The sequence below is a fragment of the Herpetosiphon sp. genome, from assembly GCF_003512625.1.
Classification (GTDB): Bacteria; Chloroflexota; Chloroflexia; order Chloroflexales; family Herpetosiphonaceae; genus Herpetosiphon; species Herpetosiphon aurantiacus.
In genome coordinates this window covers 23,723-41,640 of sequence record NZ_DOPT01000078.1, presented here as the reverse complement: position 1 = coordinate 41,640, position 17,918 = coordinate 23,723, and the positions used below count along the sequence as shown (strand labels likewise).

Sequence of the window (17,918 nt, the reverse complement as noted above, 5' to 3'; positions counted from 1 at the left end):
CTATTGATTTGGATTAATCACGGTTACATTATAGGTGAAGGAGCGATTTTGCGAATTAACCACAACATTGCTGATCGTGACTGTGTAGGTGGTATCGGCGCTTGGCTGCGCCCAACTTGAGCTATGGTTGTAGCCTTGGGGAATCCAAACGATCGTATTTTCGCCAAAGCCTGTGGCAACCGTTTCTTTGGTGACGGGAATATTCGTGCCATTTTGGCTCATTGTGATGGTTGCATTGCTAAAATTGCCGTTATGCAAGGCAAACGACCAACGCCCAAACACCACTTGATAGGGCACGAAACCTGCTGGCGGCCATGGCACATATTCGGTGCGGGTGGCAGGTCTGGCCGTGCCAAAATCACTGGTGATCACGTAGAGTGCATTTGAGCCAGCATAACCGCTACGGCTGGGCACATCGCCAGTCCCAATAGATTTATTTTGCGGGTATAGAATCCAGCGGCGGTGACCAGCGGCACTATTGCCAGCCCCAGGATCAAGCATATAGCCCGTAATTGCACCTGGCCCAATTTGACCCAAATAGAGATTCGATTTACCTGCGGCAGTTTTACCTGCGGCGGTGTAGCAAGCCCATGACGTTGGTGGGCTATGGCTGAGGCTATTGTTGCGGCTCATCATCAAGGCCGCTTGTTGGGCTTGGCTATTGTAGCTCTCGTTGAGGGTGACTGCGGCCATGCCCGCCATTTTACGAAAATAATTAACTCGCAACAGAATTGCATCGCGATAGGCTTGGCTAGTTGTGCCAGCGTTACAACTGGCTTGGCTGCCAGTCCAGCCATCGGCTACGCCTTCGCTTGGCAAGTAGAAATTGGTATAGAAATTGACCACCGATTGGCGGTTATTGATATCAAGTTCAGGGTTTGACATCACAGCAGGCAGATAATTCATGCTGCCGCCAGCGATAGCTTGGGGTTCTTGGGCTGCAAGTGGGGCCACCAAGCCAAATACCAACAAACTTGTTACAACCAAACTGATCCAGCGGCTGCGCCGCCAAGTAGATGCCACCTGCATACCATGCCTCCAGTGTAGAGTGAATTAATTAATGAATTTTGACAAAAATTGAGCGATTTGGCTATAGCCCATCCGCCCTAGCGACTTGGGTCAATCACGGTGACCTGATAGCTGAACGAACGAGTTTGGCCATTCTGCACCACATTACTCACATTCACAGTATAGGTGATATCGGTGGCAGGCGCTGGCCATGAGCTGTAGCCCGTAACATCCCAAGCAATCGTATTATCGCCACTGCCACTGCTGCGCGAGACGATAGTCAGGGCTTGCGACTGGCCACTCTTTTGCATGGTCACCACAGCATTGGCAAAATTGGCGTTGGGTAAGCTAAACGACCAACGTTTGTAGGCATTCATAAAAGGCACAAAGCCTGCGGGCGGCCACGCAATATATTCGGTGCGGGTGGCAGGGCGTGGGCCAGTGTTGCCAACCACCCATAAACTATTGGCATCGAGCGTGCCAGTTTGGGCTTTGACATCGCCTGTACCCATTTTGAGCGTCGGTGGGTATAACAACCAACGTCGATGCCCAACGCTGGACGTGTTGTCATCGGACATGTATAAACAATCGCGCCAGTGCCATTGGCGGTTACCCCAGCTGCCAAGTTTGATTTGCCAGCGGCTTCGCTGCCTTCGGCGCTGTAGCACAGCCAATTGCTGGGCGGATTGTGATTGAGCGTGCGGTTGCGACTCATCATCAAGGCCGCTTGCTGAGCTTTGGCATTCAAAGCCGGATCAAACGTAACCGTGCCCATGCCAGCCATACGCCGAAAATAATTAATTCGGGCTAAAACCGTATCGCGGAAAGCTTGGGTGGTTGTGCCTGGCGTGCATGTGCTGGCATTGCCTGTCCAGCCAATATCGACTGCCATCGAGGTGAGATAATAATTTTGGTAAAAATTCACTACCGATTGGCGATTGTGAATATCCAAATCGGCGTTAAACATAACGGCTGGCAGATAATTGGTGCTGCCGCCCGCCAAGGCCTGAGGTTCTTGGCCTGCCACCGAGCCAACCAAACAAAAAATCAAGGCACTGACAATTAGCCAGCGCCGTTTAGGCCGTAACCAATACTGAATAACCTGCATACACACTCCAAAATAGGCAACAATGATGCAGGGGTACTATCGCAGGCCTAGCCCAAATTGACCATAGCCCATTGGCCCTAATTTTTTTACCTATGATTAATGAAATGAGCTAGTCATCCATATCATTTATCATGCTTCTTGAATCAAAGTTGAATACGGTTGCTAACGCTTCGTGCTCACAAGTGTTTGGTTGAATCAATAGGATTTATCATGATCACCACCCCTCCGCCCCGCCGCAAGGCGGGGAACGCAAGGGGTTTTCATCCCCCTGCATCCCCTAAAGTGCAATTAGTGAATTGGATAGGTTCTGAAATTTTTCCAATATGTTGTTGGTAGAATGCTAAAATAACTTGATTGTTATTGCTCGTTGTAATGGTTTATAAGGTTGGCAGTTAATGGTGGCCCCTCGCCCACGGCGGTGGGCGGGGGGCGTTCCATGGTTCATGGTGGAGGAATTCCCCCTCGCCTGCTAGGCGGGAGAGGGGGCGAGGGGGTGAGGGAAATCAACACAACACAAAAGCTCTTGTCAGATGCAAGAGCTTTCTCGGCTCAATAGTGAATTAGGCTTGTAATAATTTAACCAATTCGGCATGGACTGCCCCGTTGGTTGCTACCAAGCGATCAATCCATGGATTCCAATCTGCGCCAGTCCAGGTACTGAGTTTGCCACCAGCTTCGGCCAAAATCACGGCGGCGGCGGCAGTATCCCAAGGCTTGAGGCCTAGCTCCCAGTGGCCTTCGCTGCGCCCAGCCGCCACATAACAAATATCCAAGGCGGCGGCTCCGCCACGGCGAATCGCTTGAGCTTTGAGCACGATGCGGGTAAATTCGGCGATGTTGTTATCGGGATTGCTGCGGATTGTGTAAGGAAAGCCAGTGCTCAGCAAGGCGGCATCAACCGTATCGGTATTGGTGACATGCAATAGTTGATCGTTGAGCCAAGCGCCAACCCCACGCTCGCCGACAAAACATTCATCGCGCCATGGATCGTAGACCACGCCAATTGTTGGCTGGTTGTTGTGCAATAAGGCAATTGAAACCGCGAAGAATGGGAAACCGTGGGCATAATTGGTTGTGCCATCAAGTGGATCGATCACCCAACAATATTCGGCGGTCCGACCATCATCGCCCGATTCTTCGGCCACAATCCGATGATCAGGAAATTGTTCGCGCAGTTGGCTGACGATCAATTTTTCGCTGGCTAAATCGATATTGGTAACCAGATCGATGGTGGCACTTTTATGTTGAATCTGACGCTCATTGCGTAATCCATCGCGCAGAATTTGGCCTGCGGCTTTGGCAATGGCAATCGCATGACTTCGCATTTGTGGTATCCTTTGGGCTATGAAAACTACGTGCTCTCGTCGTTGGCGACAGCGGCTCAATTGTACCATTGCTCTGCTTGTAAGCCCATGGCTGTTGATCGGCTGTGGTGCTGTTTCGCAACCGTTGCCAACCAGCAGTCCTGTTATCCCAACCCTGACGCAGGAGCCAACTATGCCCAGCCAGCCAGTATCCGGCAATGCTCAAACCGTGATCAGTTTGCATCAGGCCCAATTTGCGACTCCAGCCGAGCAAATTAATGTGCTGATCGATGAAGCCCTGACGTGGCCTGCCAGTAATCTTGGTTGTTCCGATAATGGTGGCATCGGGCGGGCGGTGCTGACCCCAGGTTTTCGCGTGGTGCTTGAAGTTGCTGGCGTGCGCTATGCCTACCATGCTGGACGTGATGCTCAATTCTTCTTGTGCAATACCCCTGATTGACCGATGCGAATTCTGTTTCTGACACCATACCCAGCCTACCCAGCCAATAGCGGCGGTACACAACGCATGTTTCAGTTGCTGCGTGAGCTAAGCCGCCAGCATGAATTATGGTGTTTAAGCCTCTCGCCGAGCCACAGCGCTAGCGCCGCTGCTCAACCGCTCAATCGCTATTGCCATTTAACGTTAATTCCTGCACCGCGCCGCAATTTAACCCAACGCGCTTGGACGACCCTGACCTCGCCGTTGCCCGATATGGCTTTGCGTGCACCATCAGAAACATTTCGTTCGGCCTTGGCTAGTTTGCTCAACACCAATCGTTTTGATTTAGTGCAAGCTGAAAGCATCGAGATGGCGCAATATGCCTTGCAAGCGCAACGTTGGGGCATTCCGGCGACGCTTGATCAATGGAATGCTGAATATGTGTTGCAACAACGGGCTGCTCAAACCGATCGTCAACAGCTCAAACGTTGGCATGCTGCGCTCTATTCGGCAATTCAATGGCGCAAATTGGCGCGTTATGAACGCTTCGTTTGCAACCAACTTGATCAAACGTATGTGGTTTCGCCCGAAGATCGAACCATGCTGCAAAAAATTGAGGTCAAAAAAACGCTGCATGTTGTACCGAATGGGGTTGATAGTCAGCAATTTAGCCCAAACATGCCACGTGAGTATGATCCAAATACGCTGCTTTTTACTGGCAGCTTAGATTTTCGCCCGAATATCGATGCCCTGCGCTGGTTTATTCAAGAAGTATTGCCTTTGATTCGGGCTGAACGACCTGAGACGAAGTTGATGATTGTGGGGCGTGCGCCAACTCCGGCGGTGTTGCAATTAGCCCAGCCTAGCGTGATCGACATTATCCCAAATGTGCCGAGTGTGCAGCCCTATTTCAACCAAGCCGCCGTGTTCGTCTTGCCCATGCGCATGGGCGGCGGCGTGCGACTCAAACTACTCGAAGCTTTAGCCACCGAAACTCCACTGGTCTCAACTACGATGGGCGCTGATGGCGTAACAGGTTTAGTGCCCAACCAGCATTGTTTGCTGGCCGATACTCCTGCCGAATTTGCCCAAGCCACCCTCAAACTACTGCATGAACGCCAATTTGCCCAAGGCTTGGCGATGGCTGCTCGCCGTTTCGTGGCCGCCAACTACGATTGGCAGGCAATTACCGAGCGCTTGCAACAAGCGTGGGGCGAAATAAGTCATGGGTAAGACTCACTAAAAGAACTATAGACTGCTAGGAAACGAGCCACTATACTCTGTCGTTGTGTCCCATCCTGATCTAGGGAGGACGTATGGACCCACACCACGCCAGCGAACAGCCCACCGTTGCCCAGCATGCTAGCCTTGCTCGCCATGAATATGCCGCCGAAGCTGTTCAGCCCCAGTCTGATCGTGGTGGCTTGCTTGAACAGACGCAAACGATTTTGGGCCAAAACTTGCCCTTGGATATGCTCTATCGCCAAATTGTGACGGCGATTGCGCGTAGTTTTGCTAATAGCTTAATCAGCATTTACGCCGCCCACACCGATATTTTGCAACTGCAATGTCAGCATGGCTTTGGGCATAACCCTGAGCAACTGAGTTTCCAACAGGGCATTGTTGGGCGTTGCGCCCGCACCAAACAAGCTTATTTGATTGCCTATGTTGATCAAGACCCCGATTTTATTCGTAGCCATCCGCATATTCAATCGTCGATCTGTATTCCACTCTTGGCTGAGCAACAATTGCTCGGGGTATTGATGGTTGAGAGCATTGTGGATACGCTGAATCAAGCTGATGCGGAAATTTTGGCAAATGTTTGTCAACAACTCAGTAATGCGATTGCTCAAGCAGCGCTTTGGCGACCAAATAGCCTGATCGATCAACATTATCGGGCGATGCTCGATGCCATGCCTGATGGCATTGTAGTGCAACAGGCGGGCCGAATTGTCTATATTAATGCAATTGGGATTGAATTGTTAGGCTTTGAAAATCGTCATCAACTGCTTGGGAGCGATCTCGCAGGCTTGCTCGAACAAACATCGAATACCATCCAAAAATTATTTGATCAGGCCATTACTACGAATCAAGCGCTGAGCCACGAACTGCAATATGATACAACCAAAACGCCAGAAATCCCCCTAAGGTTGACCATTATTCCCATAACTTTTGCTGGTAATACAGCGGTACAGATAGTAATTCGCGATCATACGGCCATCCAACAACGTGAAGCTGCCCAACAACTTGCCAACGAACGCGAAAAACGCAAAAGTCTTGGCCTGCTCGCCGGAGGCATCGCCCACGATTTCAACAATATTTTGATGGGCATTCGTGGCAATGTTAGCCTTGGTTTGCTCGATCTCATTCCGACCCACCCAATTTATCACCAACTGCAAGAGATCGAAAAGCTCGCAATTCGAGCAACCGAGCTAACCCAGCAGATTGTCGCCTACACCGGAGGCAGCCTTTTTGTCAGTAGTACGGTCGATCTGAATGAGCAATTGCGTGAGCTAACCACGACGTTTAGTGAGCAGGCCCATCCAACGACCAGCATAACCTATGAGCTTGACGATCAATTAGGGCTACTCAAAGGCGATGTTAATCAAATCCGCCAAATGATCTTGAGTATCTTCAAAAATAGTGTTGAAGCGATCGAGCATCGCTATGGAGCCATTCAGATTACCAGCAAGCTCCAAACCTACACCCAAGCTCCACATACCGCTACTGGCTTACCCAAACTTGCGCCTGGCAGCTATCTCACCCTGAGTATTCGGGATAATGGTGTTGGTATGGATGCTCGCACCCAACGGCTGATGTTTGATCCCTATTTTAGTACCAAGTTTACTGGACGCGGCCTTGGTTTAGCCGCTGTTTTGGGTATGGTACGAGCGCATCATGGGTCAATTGCCGTGTGGAGCCAACCGCAAATGGGAACGGAGGTCACTGTGTTATTACCACCACATTCGATCTTGCAGCCAACCCCCGCAGCGCCGAACGAGGACGTTCATTCAGTTCATAATGTCGTGATGCTGATCGACGATGAACCAGCAGTTCGCATGGTTACTGAACGCATGCTGCAACGTTTAGGCCTAACTGTTCAAGGATTTAGTGATGGTGAGAGTGCGATCAAGGTCTTTCGTGAGCATGCCCATGAATATCAATTGGTGCTGCTTGATTTGACCATGCCCCAATTTAATGGCATCGATACAGCCCATGGCTTGCGGGCCATTCGCGCCGATGTGCCAATTGTTTTGATGAGTGGCTATAGTGTCGATTCGATGCTCGACCCACTGTTGAATGATGGTCTGGCGGGATTCCTACAAAAACCTTTTACGCTCGGCGATTTGCAACGCACAGTCAATAGCGTTTCGGCCTTGAAAGCACGGAATTGAGCTTGGGGATCGGGGATCGGGCAACTGATCCCCTTTTTGATCCACGAAGCGCACGAAGGAATGAAACCACGAAGAACGCGAAGATCGCGAAGGATTATTTTTAGCCACGAATTGCCCGAATTCCACCAATTATCCTAGCCAAACGCATGGTCTATTGCCAACGATTCAGCTCCGATCCCCAACCTCCAGCAACCAATCTCCAATGCCTATGTTCTATGTTCTATACTCTCTGTTCTTTGGCTTTTGAAGGGCTGTGATATGTTCCGATAGCCCATAGCCTAGAGCTTTACCAAAGGCTGGTTTCTAATCCCTAGCTGTAATGGTTCATTCGGTTGACAACCATGGTTCATGCCCTCACCCCCAGCCCCTCTCCCACGGCGGCGGGCGAGGGGAGCACGCATGGATCGGTTCCCCCTCGCATGCGGGAGCGGGGACAGGGGGTGAGGGAACGCTGGCGGTTGTTAATGCTATGAACCAACCTAGCCCCTGATTCCTTGTCCTGATGTTTCTAGTTCTCAGATTGTTGTTGTTTGAGCAGGGCATTGCGGCGCATGGTCAAGGTCCAAATTGCCGCGACCACCAAAAATGGTGCTAAACAAATCAGCGTGGTGATCCACGGTGGAAATGGCGGGGTGACCAGCACTTTAAATTGATGCTTACCCGTGCTCTCGCCCGCAGTCACGGTTACATCAAGTGTCCAATAGCCCTCTTGATCAAATTCGATGGTTTGTTCGATGCTGGCTTTGTGGCTGCTGCTTTGACTACTAGCGCTCGAACTGCTTGGCCCGGTGCTGTTGGCATCGGCTACCGCTTGAATCGCAATCGTTACTTCGCCATCGTTCATGTTGGCTGGTAGCTCAATATCGCTATAAAACGTGCCAGTGCCCACATCGGGGTCGGCCTTCATCGAGAGCGTAAACTCACCGATTTTTTGATCATACAACACCGTATAGGGTTCGCCAAAATGCGCCGCTGCTGGTCGCAATGGCACAAGGCTCACGAGAATCAAGCTGGCGATAAACATTCCACGAAAAAGAATGATCCAGCGTTGCAATGTTTGCATACAATTATCCTTCTAGAATCCCACGCATATCCATTGGTTGGCTTAGCAGCCACATCGCACTGCCAGCCATCGCTACGATGACCAGCGCCCACGGCAGCCAAGCCAATTGCTGGCGTTGTTTGGTGAGAGTTGTTGTCGTTTGCCATGTAATCACCGCTGAAAGCACACTGCCCAGCAGAATCATGCCGATTTGAAATGGGTAGATCATCACTTGTGGCACAAGTGGGCTTAATCCCGTTACCGGCATCCAGCTAAAATTAATCCCTGCTTCGGCCAGTAACGAGCGCAAGACTGGCAGAATCGTCCAAAAGCCGATGATAAAGTGAAAGGCATAGTGAGCTGTCCACATGGCAATGCCAATTGGCAAAAAGCCCTTCATAAAGCGATTGATGATCGCGATTAAGCGTTCGCTATGGCCGCTAATCCGCCGAAAGAGCCATGCTGCCCCGCCCAACAAAGCGACTGGCTCAATCACCAAGGCTAAGATAAACACTACACTTAGCAAGAATGTTTCGCTGCTGATGGCAAACTGGCTGGTGAGCCAATTGTAAAAGCTATAGACTGGGCTGATCATGCCGAAGGCGTTGAGCAATGCACCCCATGTAAACACCAACATCAGCAAGCTAAAATCGCTGCGTTGTTCGATTTTGCCAATGCCTGAGCGTGGTTCTAGGCTGATTAGCTCTTGGCCTGGCACGCGAGCTAGCAAGCCAATATTATCGTGAGGGCAGGCATGAATACAATCCAAACACATCGTACAATCGAGATTGCCGACCTTTTTGGGTTGAAACAGCCACAATTCACAACCTGGCTGCTCATCACGCCCCACAATGCAATCTTTGGTTTGGCAGGTTTGACAGCGTTGGGGCTGGCGCACCGCTACTTCGATTGGCGAGAGGGTTGAACTCAACATATTAAATTGGCCCAGCGGACAGACATATTTACAAAATGGCGCACCCTGAAAACTGCTATCGATCAGCAGGGCGGCCACAAAATAAGCCACAATCAGCCAAGCTGTCCACCACGGCGAGGCCCACAAATCAAAGCGCTCGTAGACAAAGAAAAATGCGACCAATAATCCCGTGGTTAGCCATTTGTTGCGCAACCAGCTTGGCCATTTGAAGCGTGGTTTGAGCCAGCGTCGTGCCAGATTGCGTGGCAACATAAATGGGCAGGCCATACAAAATAAATTGCCAACCACCAACAAAGCCAACATCAAAAAGCCACGATAATGCACCCACACCAGCACGGTGGCACTATTTTTGGGAGCCAACTGAGCGCCAGTCATGCCATCCCAAACCATCAACATGGCCATGGCAAATAGCGGCATTTGCAGCGCAAAACGGGCATAGCGCCAACGCCCTAGCCAGCGCAAGCCTGGCAATTTCAGCAAATCAATCGCTGGAAGCTGTTGCATTGTTCAACTCCCTCTATTGAATATTGAAGGCTGGCAAAGTTCGTTGCATAACAGCACCGTTGGATTCAGTGACGTTGACGATCAACACCCATTCGCCGAGCATCGAAAAATCAATGTTCGCCTGATATTTACCAGCGCCAAGCGGCTCCAGCTGCACAATTTGCGAGGGCATGCCAGCGTGCGTCATGGTGGCCTCAATTTGTACCTTGGCATTTTCCAGGGGCGTTGCGCCATCACTGATGCTCAACACAATGGTTTGCACCGCCATCGTGCTTGGGGTTTGTTCAAGGCTGATGTTCAAACGTGGATCATCGCTGGGCGTGCGGCTACAGCCAAGCAAACTGACTAAAATCAGGCTCAACAAGATTAACTGGGTATAGCGTAGCATAATGGCAAAACCTCAAAATAAATACCCCACAGCAGTGGGCATTGGGCCAAATATTCGACGTGTGGATGGGCTAAACTGTTTTTGGGGGTGGCACGTAGCGCGGGTGAAACCACATAGCATAATTCAAAACCGGGGTTTCCCAATAACGCCAACGTTGCTTGAGTGGGCTTAAATCGAGCAATAGATTTGGCACGAGCCAGCTTAGTTGGCCATGCCCATGCTCGGCAATTGGGTTAAACGGAAGTGAAAGCGGTGCTTCGGATTCTGCTTGGGGCAGATCGTTAATGTGCGGCATACATGGGTAAAACCACCAGCCAAGTGGGTGCTGATGGTAGTTGGCTTGGCCGATTGGTAGCAAAATCAGCACAATCAGGCTGCTTAGCCAACAATAGCCTAAAAATGATTGCTCGTATGCCATGCGTGTTCCGCCTCTTTAACCACAACCTGTACTATAGCAAACCGATTGCAAAACGCCAAATTTGGCCTTTTGAGCCGATTTTGGTATAGTGTAGTTAACGAAAAGGACGTTAGGTTATTTGTATGGCGCATGAATTCCACATTTTACGCACTATGACGTGGCTCAGCACAATTGTGTTGCTGCTAATTCCGTTGGTGCTTGCGCCATGCCAGCCACGAATTCTGATCAGCTATCATTATCCATGTGCGGCTCAAGTAGACCAAGGTTTTAACGATGAGCATCATGCCGAACAGCCAATTTCTACTCCGGCAGAGTCGCCAAGTGATGCTTGTGTTAGCCATGCCGCTCCATTTCTATCAGTTTCTGCGCAATTCGAATTAATTCTGGTGGCTGATCAACTGCATTGGATGCCTGATCCGCTGAATTATCGCTCGCCCAGTTTAGCCCTCCTCGTCCCCCCGCCTAAAAGCATTTAATCCTTCATTAAGTTTATTGTCCAATCTGCCTGATCATGGTTGATGATCAAGGCTGATTTGGTCGTGATCTGGTATTCACATCATTAAATAAAGAAGGATATTATGCAGCCCTCTGCAATCGAATCATCAGCGCTCAGCGAGCCTGATGAGCACATAACTATTTCATTTGGACAGCGTGTCCGCGAAAACTTAGGCTATTTGGCTTGGCTTCAAGCGGTTGTTGCAACGCTTGGCAGCCTCTATTTTAGTGAGATTAAGGGCTTTCCGCCGTGCAACTTGTGTTGGTATCAACGGATTTTGATGTATCCACTGGTGCTGATTCTGACGGTGGGGATTATTCGCCGCGATCCTGCCATGCGTTGGTATGGCTTGCCGTTGAGTATTGGTGGCTGGCTGGTCGCTAGCTATCACTGTTTGCTGACCTATGGCGTAATTTCGGCTGAGCTTGCGCCGTGCAGCGCGGGGGTTTCGTGTCTTGCCCGTTGGATCAACTGGTATGGCTTTATTACGATTCCACTGCTGGCTTGGGTCGCCTTCAGCGTCATCACCGTTGCTTTGCTATTTGCTAAACCTGCTAAGGAGCTTGATCATGAATAAATCTGTTGCTACCAAAAAACGCCAAGCCCGCACCCGCAAACCTCAGGGTGGCTTGCCGCGTGAAGTTAAGATGTTGCTTTGGTTGAGTGTGCCAGTCTTGTTGATTGTGGCGGTGGTGATGTTGACCAAAGCCGGAGCCGAGCCAGCCCAAACCGTCGATGTTTCGCGCTTGATCTACCCTGATAGTCCAGTTTTGGGCAAAACTGATGCGCCAGTCACGATTGTTGAGTTTCTTGATCCTGAATGTGAATCGTGTCGCGCCTTCTTTCCAATTGTCAAGGATGTGCTGGCCCAAAACGGCGATAATGTGCGCTTAGTCGTGCGCTATTTCCCCTTGCACAACAACTCGGTCTTGGCGATTGCCGCAACCGAAGCTGCTGGCAACCAAGGCAAATATTGGGAAATGCAAGAGTTGCTGTTCAATAAACAAAGCGAATGGGGCGAAAAACAAACCCCACAAACTGCTCTGATGCTGCAATATGCCCAAGAATTGGGCCTAGATGGCGATCAGTTTGCCAAAGATTTAAGCGACCCCAAGATTATGCAAAAGATCGAGCGCGATAATGCTGATGCCCAAGCGCTGAATGTGCGGGGAACCCCTAGCTTCTTCGTCAATGGCAAAGAAGTTAGCTCGCTCAGCCAAGCTGCTTTGCAAAGTGCAATCGACGACGCAAAATAAATGCTGGTAGCGCTGCTTGATTAATCATCGAGCAGCGCTTTTTTATGCTTTGTTGAGATTCAAATGCGCCAACAAGCTAGAAATTGCGGTCAAGCCTGCGACCAAGCCAATTGCCCACGCCATACCCAGCCAATCGGCGATAATTCCCGCCAACAATGCCCCGATTGCATAGCCAAGATCGCGCCAAAAGCGATAGATGCCCAAAACTCTGGCGCGACTGGCTGGAGTTGCATTATCGCTAACCACGGCGATCAATGTTGGGTAGACCATAGCCGTGCCAATGCCCAAACCAATGCTGCTCAGCAACCACCAACCAAAACTAGTGGTGTTGACAATCAAGCCCAAGGCAGCGGCTTGCAGCAACATTCCCTGCACAATCAGCGCTTTGCGCCCAAGTTTGTCGGAGAGTGGCCCCGTAATCAGTTGGCCAACGCTCCAAACCGCTGGATACATAAATTTGAGCAAGCCAATCGCTGGCAGCTCAAGCCCATAGCTAGCGAAAAACAGCGGCAAAATGCCCCAAGCCATGCCATCGTTAAGGTTGTTGATCAAGCCTGCCTGACTAGCTCCAAACAAGGTGCGATTGCCCCATGATGTTTGCTGCACAAGCTGCCAGAAATTGCTATTCGTGCTGGTGGTTTGCTGCACCAAGCCATGGGTTTCGCGTACCAAGCCAATCGATAGCCCTAGGCCAATGATGGCATAGCCGATGCCAAGATAAAAGGGCACGGGCCGCACGCCATAGCTGCTAGCTAAATAGCCAGTTAGCCAAGCGGTGATGGCAACCGCCATATAGCCTGTAAATTCGTTGAGGCCAACTGCAAACCCGCGTTGTTGTGGCCCTACCAAATCAATTTTCATCACGACTGCCATCGACCAAGCTAAGCCTTGGTTGATCCCAAGTAACACATTGGCGGCAACGATCCAGCCCCAACTTGGGGCATAAATCAACATCCATGGTACTGGCAAGCCTACCAGCCAACCCAACACCAAAATTCGTTTGCGCCCATAGCGATCAGCCAAAACCCCGGCGATCAAGTTCATTAAGGCTTTGACCAAGCCAAAACTGATGATAAAACTCAACACAGTGGTGGTGCTGCTCAGGCCAAAGGTTTGGCTGCCAAGAATTGGCAAGATCGTGCGTTCTAGACCAATCATGCCGCCGACCATAGCGTTGATCAGCATCAGCAGGCTAAATTGACCAAGATTGGCGCGTAAGCCAGTTTGGTTGATCGCAGGATGAGCTTTAGGCGATAGCACAGCGGTTGGCTCCAGCTTCGAGGGTGATGAGATCGTCGGGTAGCGCGGCTCCAGCCTGATTCAACTGGACAATCGTTTGATGATTCGGCGGCGTTGCTGGGCGCACAGCGGTTAATCCCGCCACAAATTCAGCTTCAGTTTGGGCTAAACGAGGTGTTGCTGTCTGCACCTCAGCCAAACTCGCCATAATTGGCACACCATCAAAGGCAACTGGTTTGCTGGTGTGGCCTGGCAAAATAATGCTTGCAGGATCAAGCGCCAAAATTGTTTGCAAGCTTTGGTATAGGGCACTGGCTCGTTGTTGCGCTTCAGCGGCTTGGGCTTCGAGGTCGGGCCGCCCAACCGCCGCCAAAAACAGCGTGTCGCCACTAAAAAGATGACTACCATCGAGCAAATAGCTCATGCTTTCCCAAGTATGGCCAGGCGTAGCTAAGGCCTGAATTGTGGCAGCTCCAAGTTGAATTTGCATATTGGCGCTGATTGGCTGGTATACGCCACTGTTGCGTTGATTGGCGGGCAGGTAAAAGGTTGCACCACTCAATTCGGCCAATTGACGTGAACGTGAAAGATGATCGGCGTGAATATGCGTATCCAAAACGGCCTGAAGCTGCCAGCCACGCGCTTGCGCTAGTTGCAGATAAACCGCTGGATCAAGGCTGGCATCGATTACCAACGCTTGGCCTTGCGAACCAATTAGGTATGAAAGACAACCTTTGCCTGTCCGCCGAATTTGGATAATTTCAGTGCCATTTGCTAACGTCGGTAGTTGCGCACTATTCCAAGCTAGGCTCCATGCTTGCATCCCGCCAGCCAACGAATAGACCTGATAGCCTCGCGCTTGGAGTTGTTCGGCGGCAACCAGGCTCATCTTGCCCATTCCACAAACCGTCACAATTGGCTGGTTTTGGGGCAGATTGAGGTTTTGCAGGGCTGGAGCCAGTTGACCAGCCTTTAAATCGTGATAAGCCTCAGCATGGACACTTTGCGGAATTGACCATTCCTGCCAATCGGCCTCAGGCCGAACATCGAGCACGCTTACCGATTGGCCTTGGCTCAGCCAAGTTTGCAAGGTTGTAACATCAATTGTTTGAATCATTTGGCTGTTTCCTGAGCTAAGGCAAAACCATGAGCTTGCCATTCGACAATTCCACCATCGAGCCGATAGACTTCAAAACCACGTTGGCTCAGCGTTGCCACCGCCTCATCGGCAAATAGGCAATATGGCCCACGGCAATAGGCCACAATTGGCTGATCAGGCGCTAATTCTGCCAAGCGCTGGCTTAATTCAGTGATCGGAATTGAACGGGCTTGGGGTAAATGGGCAACAGCAAATTCGTTGCTCGGTCGCACATCCAGCAACACCACATCTTGCTGCTCGATCCGCTGATACAAATCGCTGATGCTGATCGATTGATATTGGCTGCGATCTGCTAAAAAGTGCTGGACGACTGCCTGCACATCGGCTAGTTGGCTTTCGCCGACCTGGCGCAAACTAAGCCATAATGCTTGAACACTAGCATTTGCTAGGCGGTAGTAAGCATACAGGCCTTCGCGGCGCACACTAACCAATTGAGCAGCTCGCAAGGTTTGCAAATGTTGCGAAGCGTTGGCAATCGAAAGCGCCGTTTCATTGGCCAAATCCTCGACTGTACGTTCACCTTGAGTCAGCAAATCGAGCAACTCCAGCCGATGAGGGTTGGCTAAAGCCCGACTGATCCGCGCAAATTGCTCATACAAGGCATCCTTAAATTGGCGTTTTTGACTCAATTCCATGATCAAAACCTCAAGTATTACACTATTCAATAGAATACTTGAATAGTAATCAATGTCAATAGCCAAATCGCGCTGATTGACAAGCAGTAATGATTTATATATCATCGTATCAGTATGTAATGATGTGTTGAGGTGAATAATGAATCCAATCATTCAAACTGATGTGATCGAATTGAAAGCCAAGCTTTTTCGTGGTTTGGCCGATGCTTCGCGTTTGAAAGTGCTTGAGGCACTTTGTGCCGAGCCGCTGACAGTTTCGGCGATCGTGGCTGCAACCCAGCTCAGCCAATCCAATGTTTCCAATCATCTGAGCTGTTTGCACGATTGTGGTTTGGTCGCACGGCAACAGCAAGGTCGCTTTGTCTACTATCGGCTGAGCGATCCACGGGTGGGCGAGTTGATTAATTTGGCTACCAGTTTATTGGCCGATGTTGCGCAGGGGGTATATGCCTGTACCCGTTACACTGGCGAGATGAACCAATGAGCCAGCAAACAATCAGCTTACCGATTCGCGGCATGGATTGTTCAAGTTGTGCGCTGCATATTCAAACCGCTTTGGGCGAGCTAAGCGGAGTGATGCAAGCGCAAGTGTTGTTTTCAGCCGAAAAAGCCCTGATTACCTTTGATGATCAGCTGCTTGAGCCAAACGCTTTAGTCCAAACGATTGAACAAGCTGGCTATCAGGTGCCGCAACTTCAGGCGGCTCCGCCTAAATCAACCCCTGCAAGTGCTCGTTTGTTGCTGCTCTTTGGTGCGATTGTCGTTGTAGTGTTGGGCTTCAGCGTGCTTGGGGAGCAGCTTGGCTGGCTTGATTTACTAATCGACTGGATTCCTTGGCCAATTGGCGTGGCCTTGGTATTTGTGGCGGGCTATCGGATTTTCTGGCGCGTGGCTCAGGCTGCTTGGCGCAAAACAGTGCTTTCGCATAGCTTGATGAGCATTGGGGTGATTGCTGCTTTAGCGATTGGGCAGTGGCCAACCGCCCTACTGGTAGTGCTGTTTATGAGCATCGGCGAATATGTTGAACAATTTACTTCGAGCCAAGCTCGCCGTGCAGTCAGAGAATTAACCGCCTTGGCTCCAACCCTTGCGCAGGTTGAACGTGATGGAACTGAAATTCAGCTACCAATCGAGGCAGTTCAAGTTGGTGATGTGGTAGTGGTGCGGCCTGGCGATCAAATTCCAGTGGATGGTGTAGTGCTGCGGGGAGCCGCCAGCATCAATCAAGCAACCATTACTGGCGAATCGATGCCAATTGATGCAATTGAGGGAACCCAGGTTTTTGCCGCAACCTTGGCAACTGCGGGAAGTTTGCGCATTCAAGCAACGGCGGTTGGCCGAGATAGCACCTTTGGCAATGTCATCAAATTGGTTGAAGAGGCTGAATCGCAAAAAGCCGAAATTCAACGGATCGGCGATGCTTTTTCAGACTATTATCTGCCAGTTGTGGCGCTGATTGCCTTGTTAACTTTTGTGATTCAGCGTGATCCCCTGGCAACGGCGGCGGTGCTGTTGGTGGCTTGTTCATGTTCATTTGCGCTTGCAACACCGATTGCCATGCTAGCGACGATTGGCGCAGCAGCTAAACAAGGCATCTTGATCAAAGGTGGTAAATATCTCGAAGCGCTAGCCAAAACCAGTGTGCTACTCATTGATAAAACTGGTACGTTGACCCATGGCCAGCCTGCGGTGAGTCAGGTTGTGGTGCATGCTGCGACGAATGAGGCCGAGGTTTTGTGCTGGGCCGCGGCAGCCGAGCAAGATTCCGAGCATCCTTTAGCCAAGGCGATTGTGCGAGCCGCCCGTGATCGATCAATTGACCTTCCGCACGTTCGTGAATTTAAGGCGCTGGCAGGGTCGGGCGTACAAGCCGTGGTTGAGGGTCAAACCGTGGTTGTTGGGCATCAACGGTTGCTGGGCGAACATCCCTTACAAGCTCAGGCCAACGCCCTAGAACAGCAGGGTCAAACCGTGATTTGGGTATTGCGCGAACAGCAAGTATTGGGATTAATTGCCTGTGCTGATCGCTTGCGAGCTGATGTTGCCCCAGCGATTGCTCAACTACGGCGTTTGGGTATTGATACAATTGAAATCTTGACTGGTGATAATCGAGCAGTCGCAGCCAATATTGCCGAGCAATTAGGCATTAGCTATCAAGCTGAATTATTGCCCGCCGATAAATTAGCAATTGTGCGCCGTTACCAAGCGCAAGGCCACCATGTGGTGATGATTGGCGATGGCGTGAATGATGCTCCGGCTTTGGCTCAAGCCCATGTTGGAATTGCGATGGGTGTGGCTGGCACGGCGGTTGCCCTTGATGCTGCGCATATCGCCTTATTGCGCGACGATTGGAGTTTGATTCCACAGGCCTTGGCTTTGGCATTACGCACAATGCGGATCGTTAAGGGCAATCTTGGTTTTACTGTGGCCTATAACGTGATTGGTCTTAGCTTGGCTGCTTTGGGAATCTTACCGCCTGTTTTGGCCGCTGCCGCCCAATCGCTGCCCGATTTAGGCATTATGGTCAATTCAGCCCGATTATTGCGTTACAAACCTAAACCTTCATCACTTCCTCAATAAACTCAATATGGAG

At 50.7% G+C, this 17,918-nt stretch carries 19 protein-coding genes; 8 read left to right on the top strand and 11 right to left on the bottom strand.

Annotated elements, in window-relative coordinates:
* The 4 genes from DEF47_RS16985 to DEF47_RS16970 form a co-directional block, all read right to left on the bottom strand.
* Positions 1-1,029 carry a CAP domain-containing protein gene (locus DEF47_RS16985; protein WP_012190832.1) on the bottom strand — a complete coding sequence of 343 codons (1,029 nt, stop codon included), beginning with the start codon at positions 1,027-1,029 and terminating at the stop codon, positions 1-3.
* A gap of 77 nt (positions 1,030-1,106) precedes the next feature.
* On the bottom strand, positions 1,107-1,385 hold the full coding sequence (locus DEF47_RS16980; protein WP_041304626.1) for a hypothetical protein: 279 nt from the start codon (positions 1,383-1,385) through the stop codon (positions 1,107-1,109).
* Positions 1,382-2,116 (bottom strand): CAP domain-containing protein, encoded by a 735-nt coding sequence (locus tag DEF47_RS16975; protein ID WP_041304625.1) that lies wholly within the window; start codon positions 2,114-2,116, stop codon positions 1,382-1,384. The genes DEF47_RS16980 and DEF47_RS16975 overlap by 4 nt, the downstream gene beginning before the upstream one ends.
* 560 nt (positions 2,117-2,676) lie before the next feature.
* Positions 2,677-3,441 carry an inositol monophosphatase family protein gene (locus DEF47_RS16970; RefSeq protein WP_012190830.1) on the bottom strand — a complete coding sequence of 255 codons (765 nt, stop codon included), beginning with the start codon at positions 3,439-3,441 and terminating at the stop codon, positions 2,677-2,679.
* A gap of 172 nt (positions 3,442-3,613) precedes the next feature.
* Here DEF47_RS16970 and DEF47_RS16965 point away from each other — a divergent pair, with 172 nt between their 5' ends.
* The 3 genes from DEF47_RS16965 (at position 3,614) to DEF47_RS16955 (ending at position 7,254) form a co-directional block, all read left to right on the top strand.
* Positions 3,614-3,880, top strand: a complete 267-nt coding sequence (locus DEF47_RS16965) for a DUF8738 domain-containing protein (protein ID WP_012190829.1) — start codon at positions 3,614-3,616, stop codon at positions 3,878-3,880.
* Positions 3,881-3,883: 3 nt separating this feature from the next.
* Positions 3,884-5,092 carry a glycosyltransferase gene (locus DEF47_RS16960; protein WP_012190828.1) on the top strand — a complete coding sequence of 403 codons (1,209 nt, stop codon included), beginning with the start codon at positions 3,884-3,886 and terminating at the stop codon, positions 5,090-5,092.
* Positions 5,093-5,175: 83 nt separating this feature from the next.
* Complete coding sequence (locus DEF47_RS16955) at positions 5,176-7,254, top strand: response regulator (protein ID WP_012190827.1); 2,079 nt, start codon at positions 5,176-5,178, stop codon at positions 7,252-7,254.
* Positions 7,255-7,762: 508 nt separating this feature from the next.
* On the opposite strand, the gene DEF47_RS16950 is transcribed toward DEF47_RS16955, so the two are convergent.
* From DEF47_RS16950 to DEF47_RS16935, 4 genes are all read right to left on the bottom strand, one after another.
* On the bottom strand, positions 7,763-8,317 hold the full coding sequence (locus tag DEF47_RS16950) for a hypothetical protein (RefSeq protein WP_012190826.1): 555 nt from the start codon (positions 8,315-8,317) through the stop codon (positions 7,763-7,765).
* 4 nt (positions 8,318-8,321) lie between these two features.
* A complete protein-coding gene (locus DEF47_RS16945) occupies positions 8,322-9,734 on the bottom strand; it encodes a 4Fe-4S binding protein (RefSeq protein ID WP_012190825.1) in 1,413 nt (470 codons plus the stop codon).
* 13 nt (positions 9,735-9,747) lie between these two features.
* Positions 9,748-10,122 (bottom strand): FixH family protein, encoded by a 375-nt coding sequence (locus DEF47_RS16940; RefSeq protein WP_012190824.1) that lies wholly within the window; start codon positions 10,120-10,122, stop codon positions 9,748-9,750.
* 70 nt (positions 10,123-10,192) lie between these two features.
* On the bottom strand, positions 10,193-10,540 hold the full coding sequence (locus DEF47_RS16935) for a hypothetical protein (RefSeq protein ID WP_012190823.1): 348 nt from the start codon (positions 10,538-10,540) through the stop codon (positions 10,193-10,195).
* 122 nt (positions 10,541-10,662) lie between these two features.
* On the opposite strand from DEF47_RS16935, the gene DEF47_RS16930 reads away from it, so the two are divergent.
* The 3 genes from DEF47_RS16930 (at position 10,663) to DEF47_RS16920 (ending at position 12,292) form a co-directional block, all read left to right on the top strand.
* Positions 10,663-11,016: a hypothetical protein gene (locus tag DEF47_RS16930; RefSeq protein ID WP_041304623.1), complete on the top strand. Its 354-nt coding sequence runs from the start codon at positions 10,663-10,665 to the stop codon at positions 11,014-11,016.
* 102 nt (positions 11,017-11,118) lie between these two features.
* Entirely contained in the window at positions 11,119-11,613 is a 495-nt protein-coding gene (locus DEF47_RS16925; RefSeq protein ID WP_012190821.1) for a disulfide oxidoreductase, read from the top strand.
* Positions 11,606-12,292, top strand: coding sequence for a DsbA family protein (locus DEF47_RS16920; protein WP_012190820.1), 687 nt, complete (start codon positions 11,606-11,608; stop codon positions 12,290-12,292). The genes DEF47_RS16925 and DEF47_RS16920 overlap by 8 nt, the downstream gene beginning before the upstream one ends.
* 42 nt (positions 12,293-12,334) lie before the next feature.
* On the opposite strand, the gene DEF47_RS16915 is transcribed toward DEF47_RS16920, so the two are convergent.
* The 3 genes from DEF47_RS16915 to DEF47_RS16905 are packed head-to-tail and all read right to left on the bottom strand — an operon-like array spanning position 12,335 to position 15,325.
* Positions 12,335-13,552: an MFS transporter gene (locus DEF47_RS16915; protein ID WP_012190819.1), complete on the bottom strand. Its 1,218-nt coding sequence runs from the start codon at positions 13,550-13,552 to the stop codon at positions 12,335-12,337.
* Complete coding sequence (locus tag DEF47_RS16910) at positions 13,539-14,648, bottom strand: MBL fold metallo-hydrolase (protein ID WP_012190818.1); 1,110 nt, start codon at positions 14,646-14,648, stop codon at positions 13,539-13,541. Before DEF47_RS16910 ends, DEF47_RS16915 begins: the two co-directional genes overlap by 14 nt.
* Positions 14,645-15,325 carry an ArsR/SmtB family transcription factor gene (locus DEF47_RS16905; protein WP_012190817.1) on the bottom strand — a complete coding sequence of 227 codons (681 nt, stop codon included), beginning with the start codon at positions 15,323-15,325 and terminating at the stop codon, positions 14,645-14,647. The genes DEF47_RS16910 and DEF47_RS16905 overlap by 4 nt, the downstream gene beginning before the upstream one ends.
* A 139-nt stretch (positions 15,326-15,464) precedes the next feature.
* Here DEF47_RS16905 and DEF47_RS16900 point away from each other — a divergent pair, with 139 nt between their 5' ends.
* Complete coding sequence (locus DEF47_RS16900) at positions 15,465-15,809, top strand: ArsR/SmtB family transcription factor (protein ID WP_012190816.1); 345 nt, start codon at positions 15,465-15,467, stop codon at positions 15,807-15,809.
* Positions 15,806-17,905 carry a heavy metal translocating P-type ATPase gene (locus DEF47_RS16895; RefSeq protein WP_012190815.1) on the top strand — a complete coding sequence of 700 codons (2,100 nt, stop codon included), beginning with the start codon at positions 15,806-15,808 and terminating at the stop codon, positions 17,903-17,905. The genes DEF47_RS16900 and DEF47_RS16895 overlap by 4 nt, the downstream gene beginning before the upstream one ends.
* Positions 17,906-17,918 lie beyond the last annotated feature (13 nt).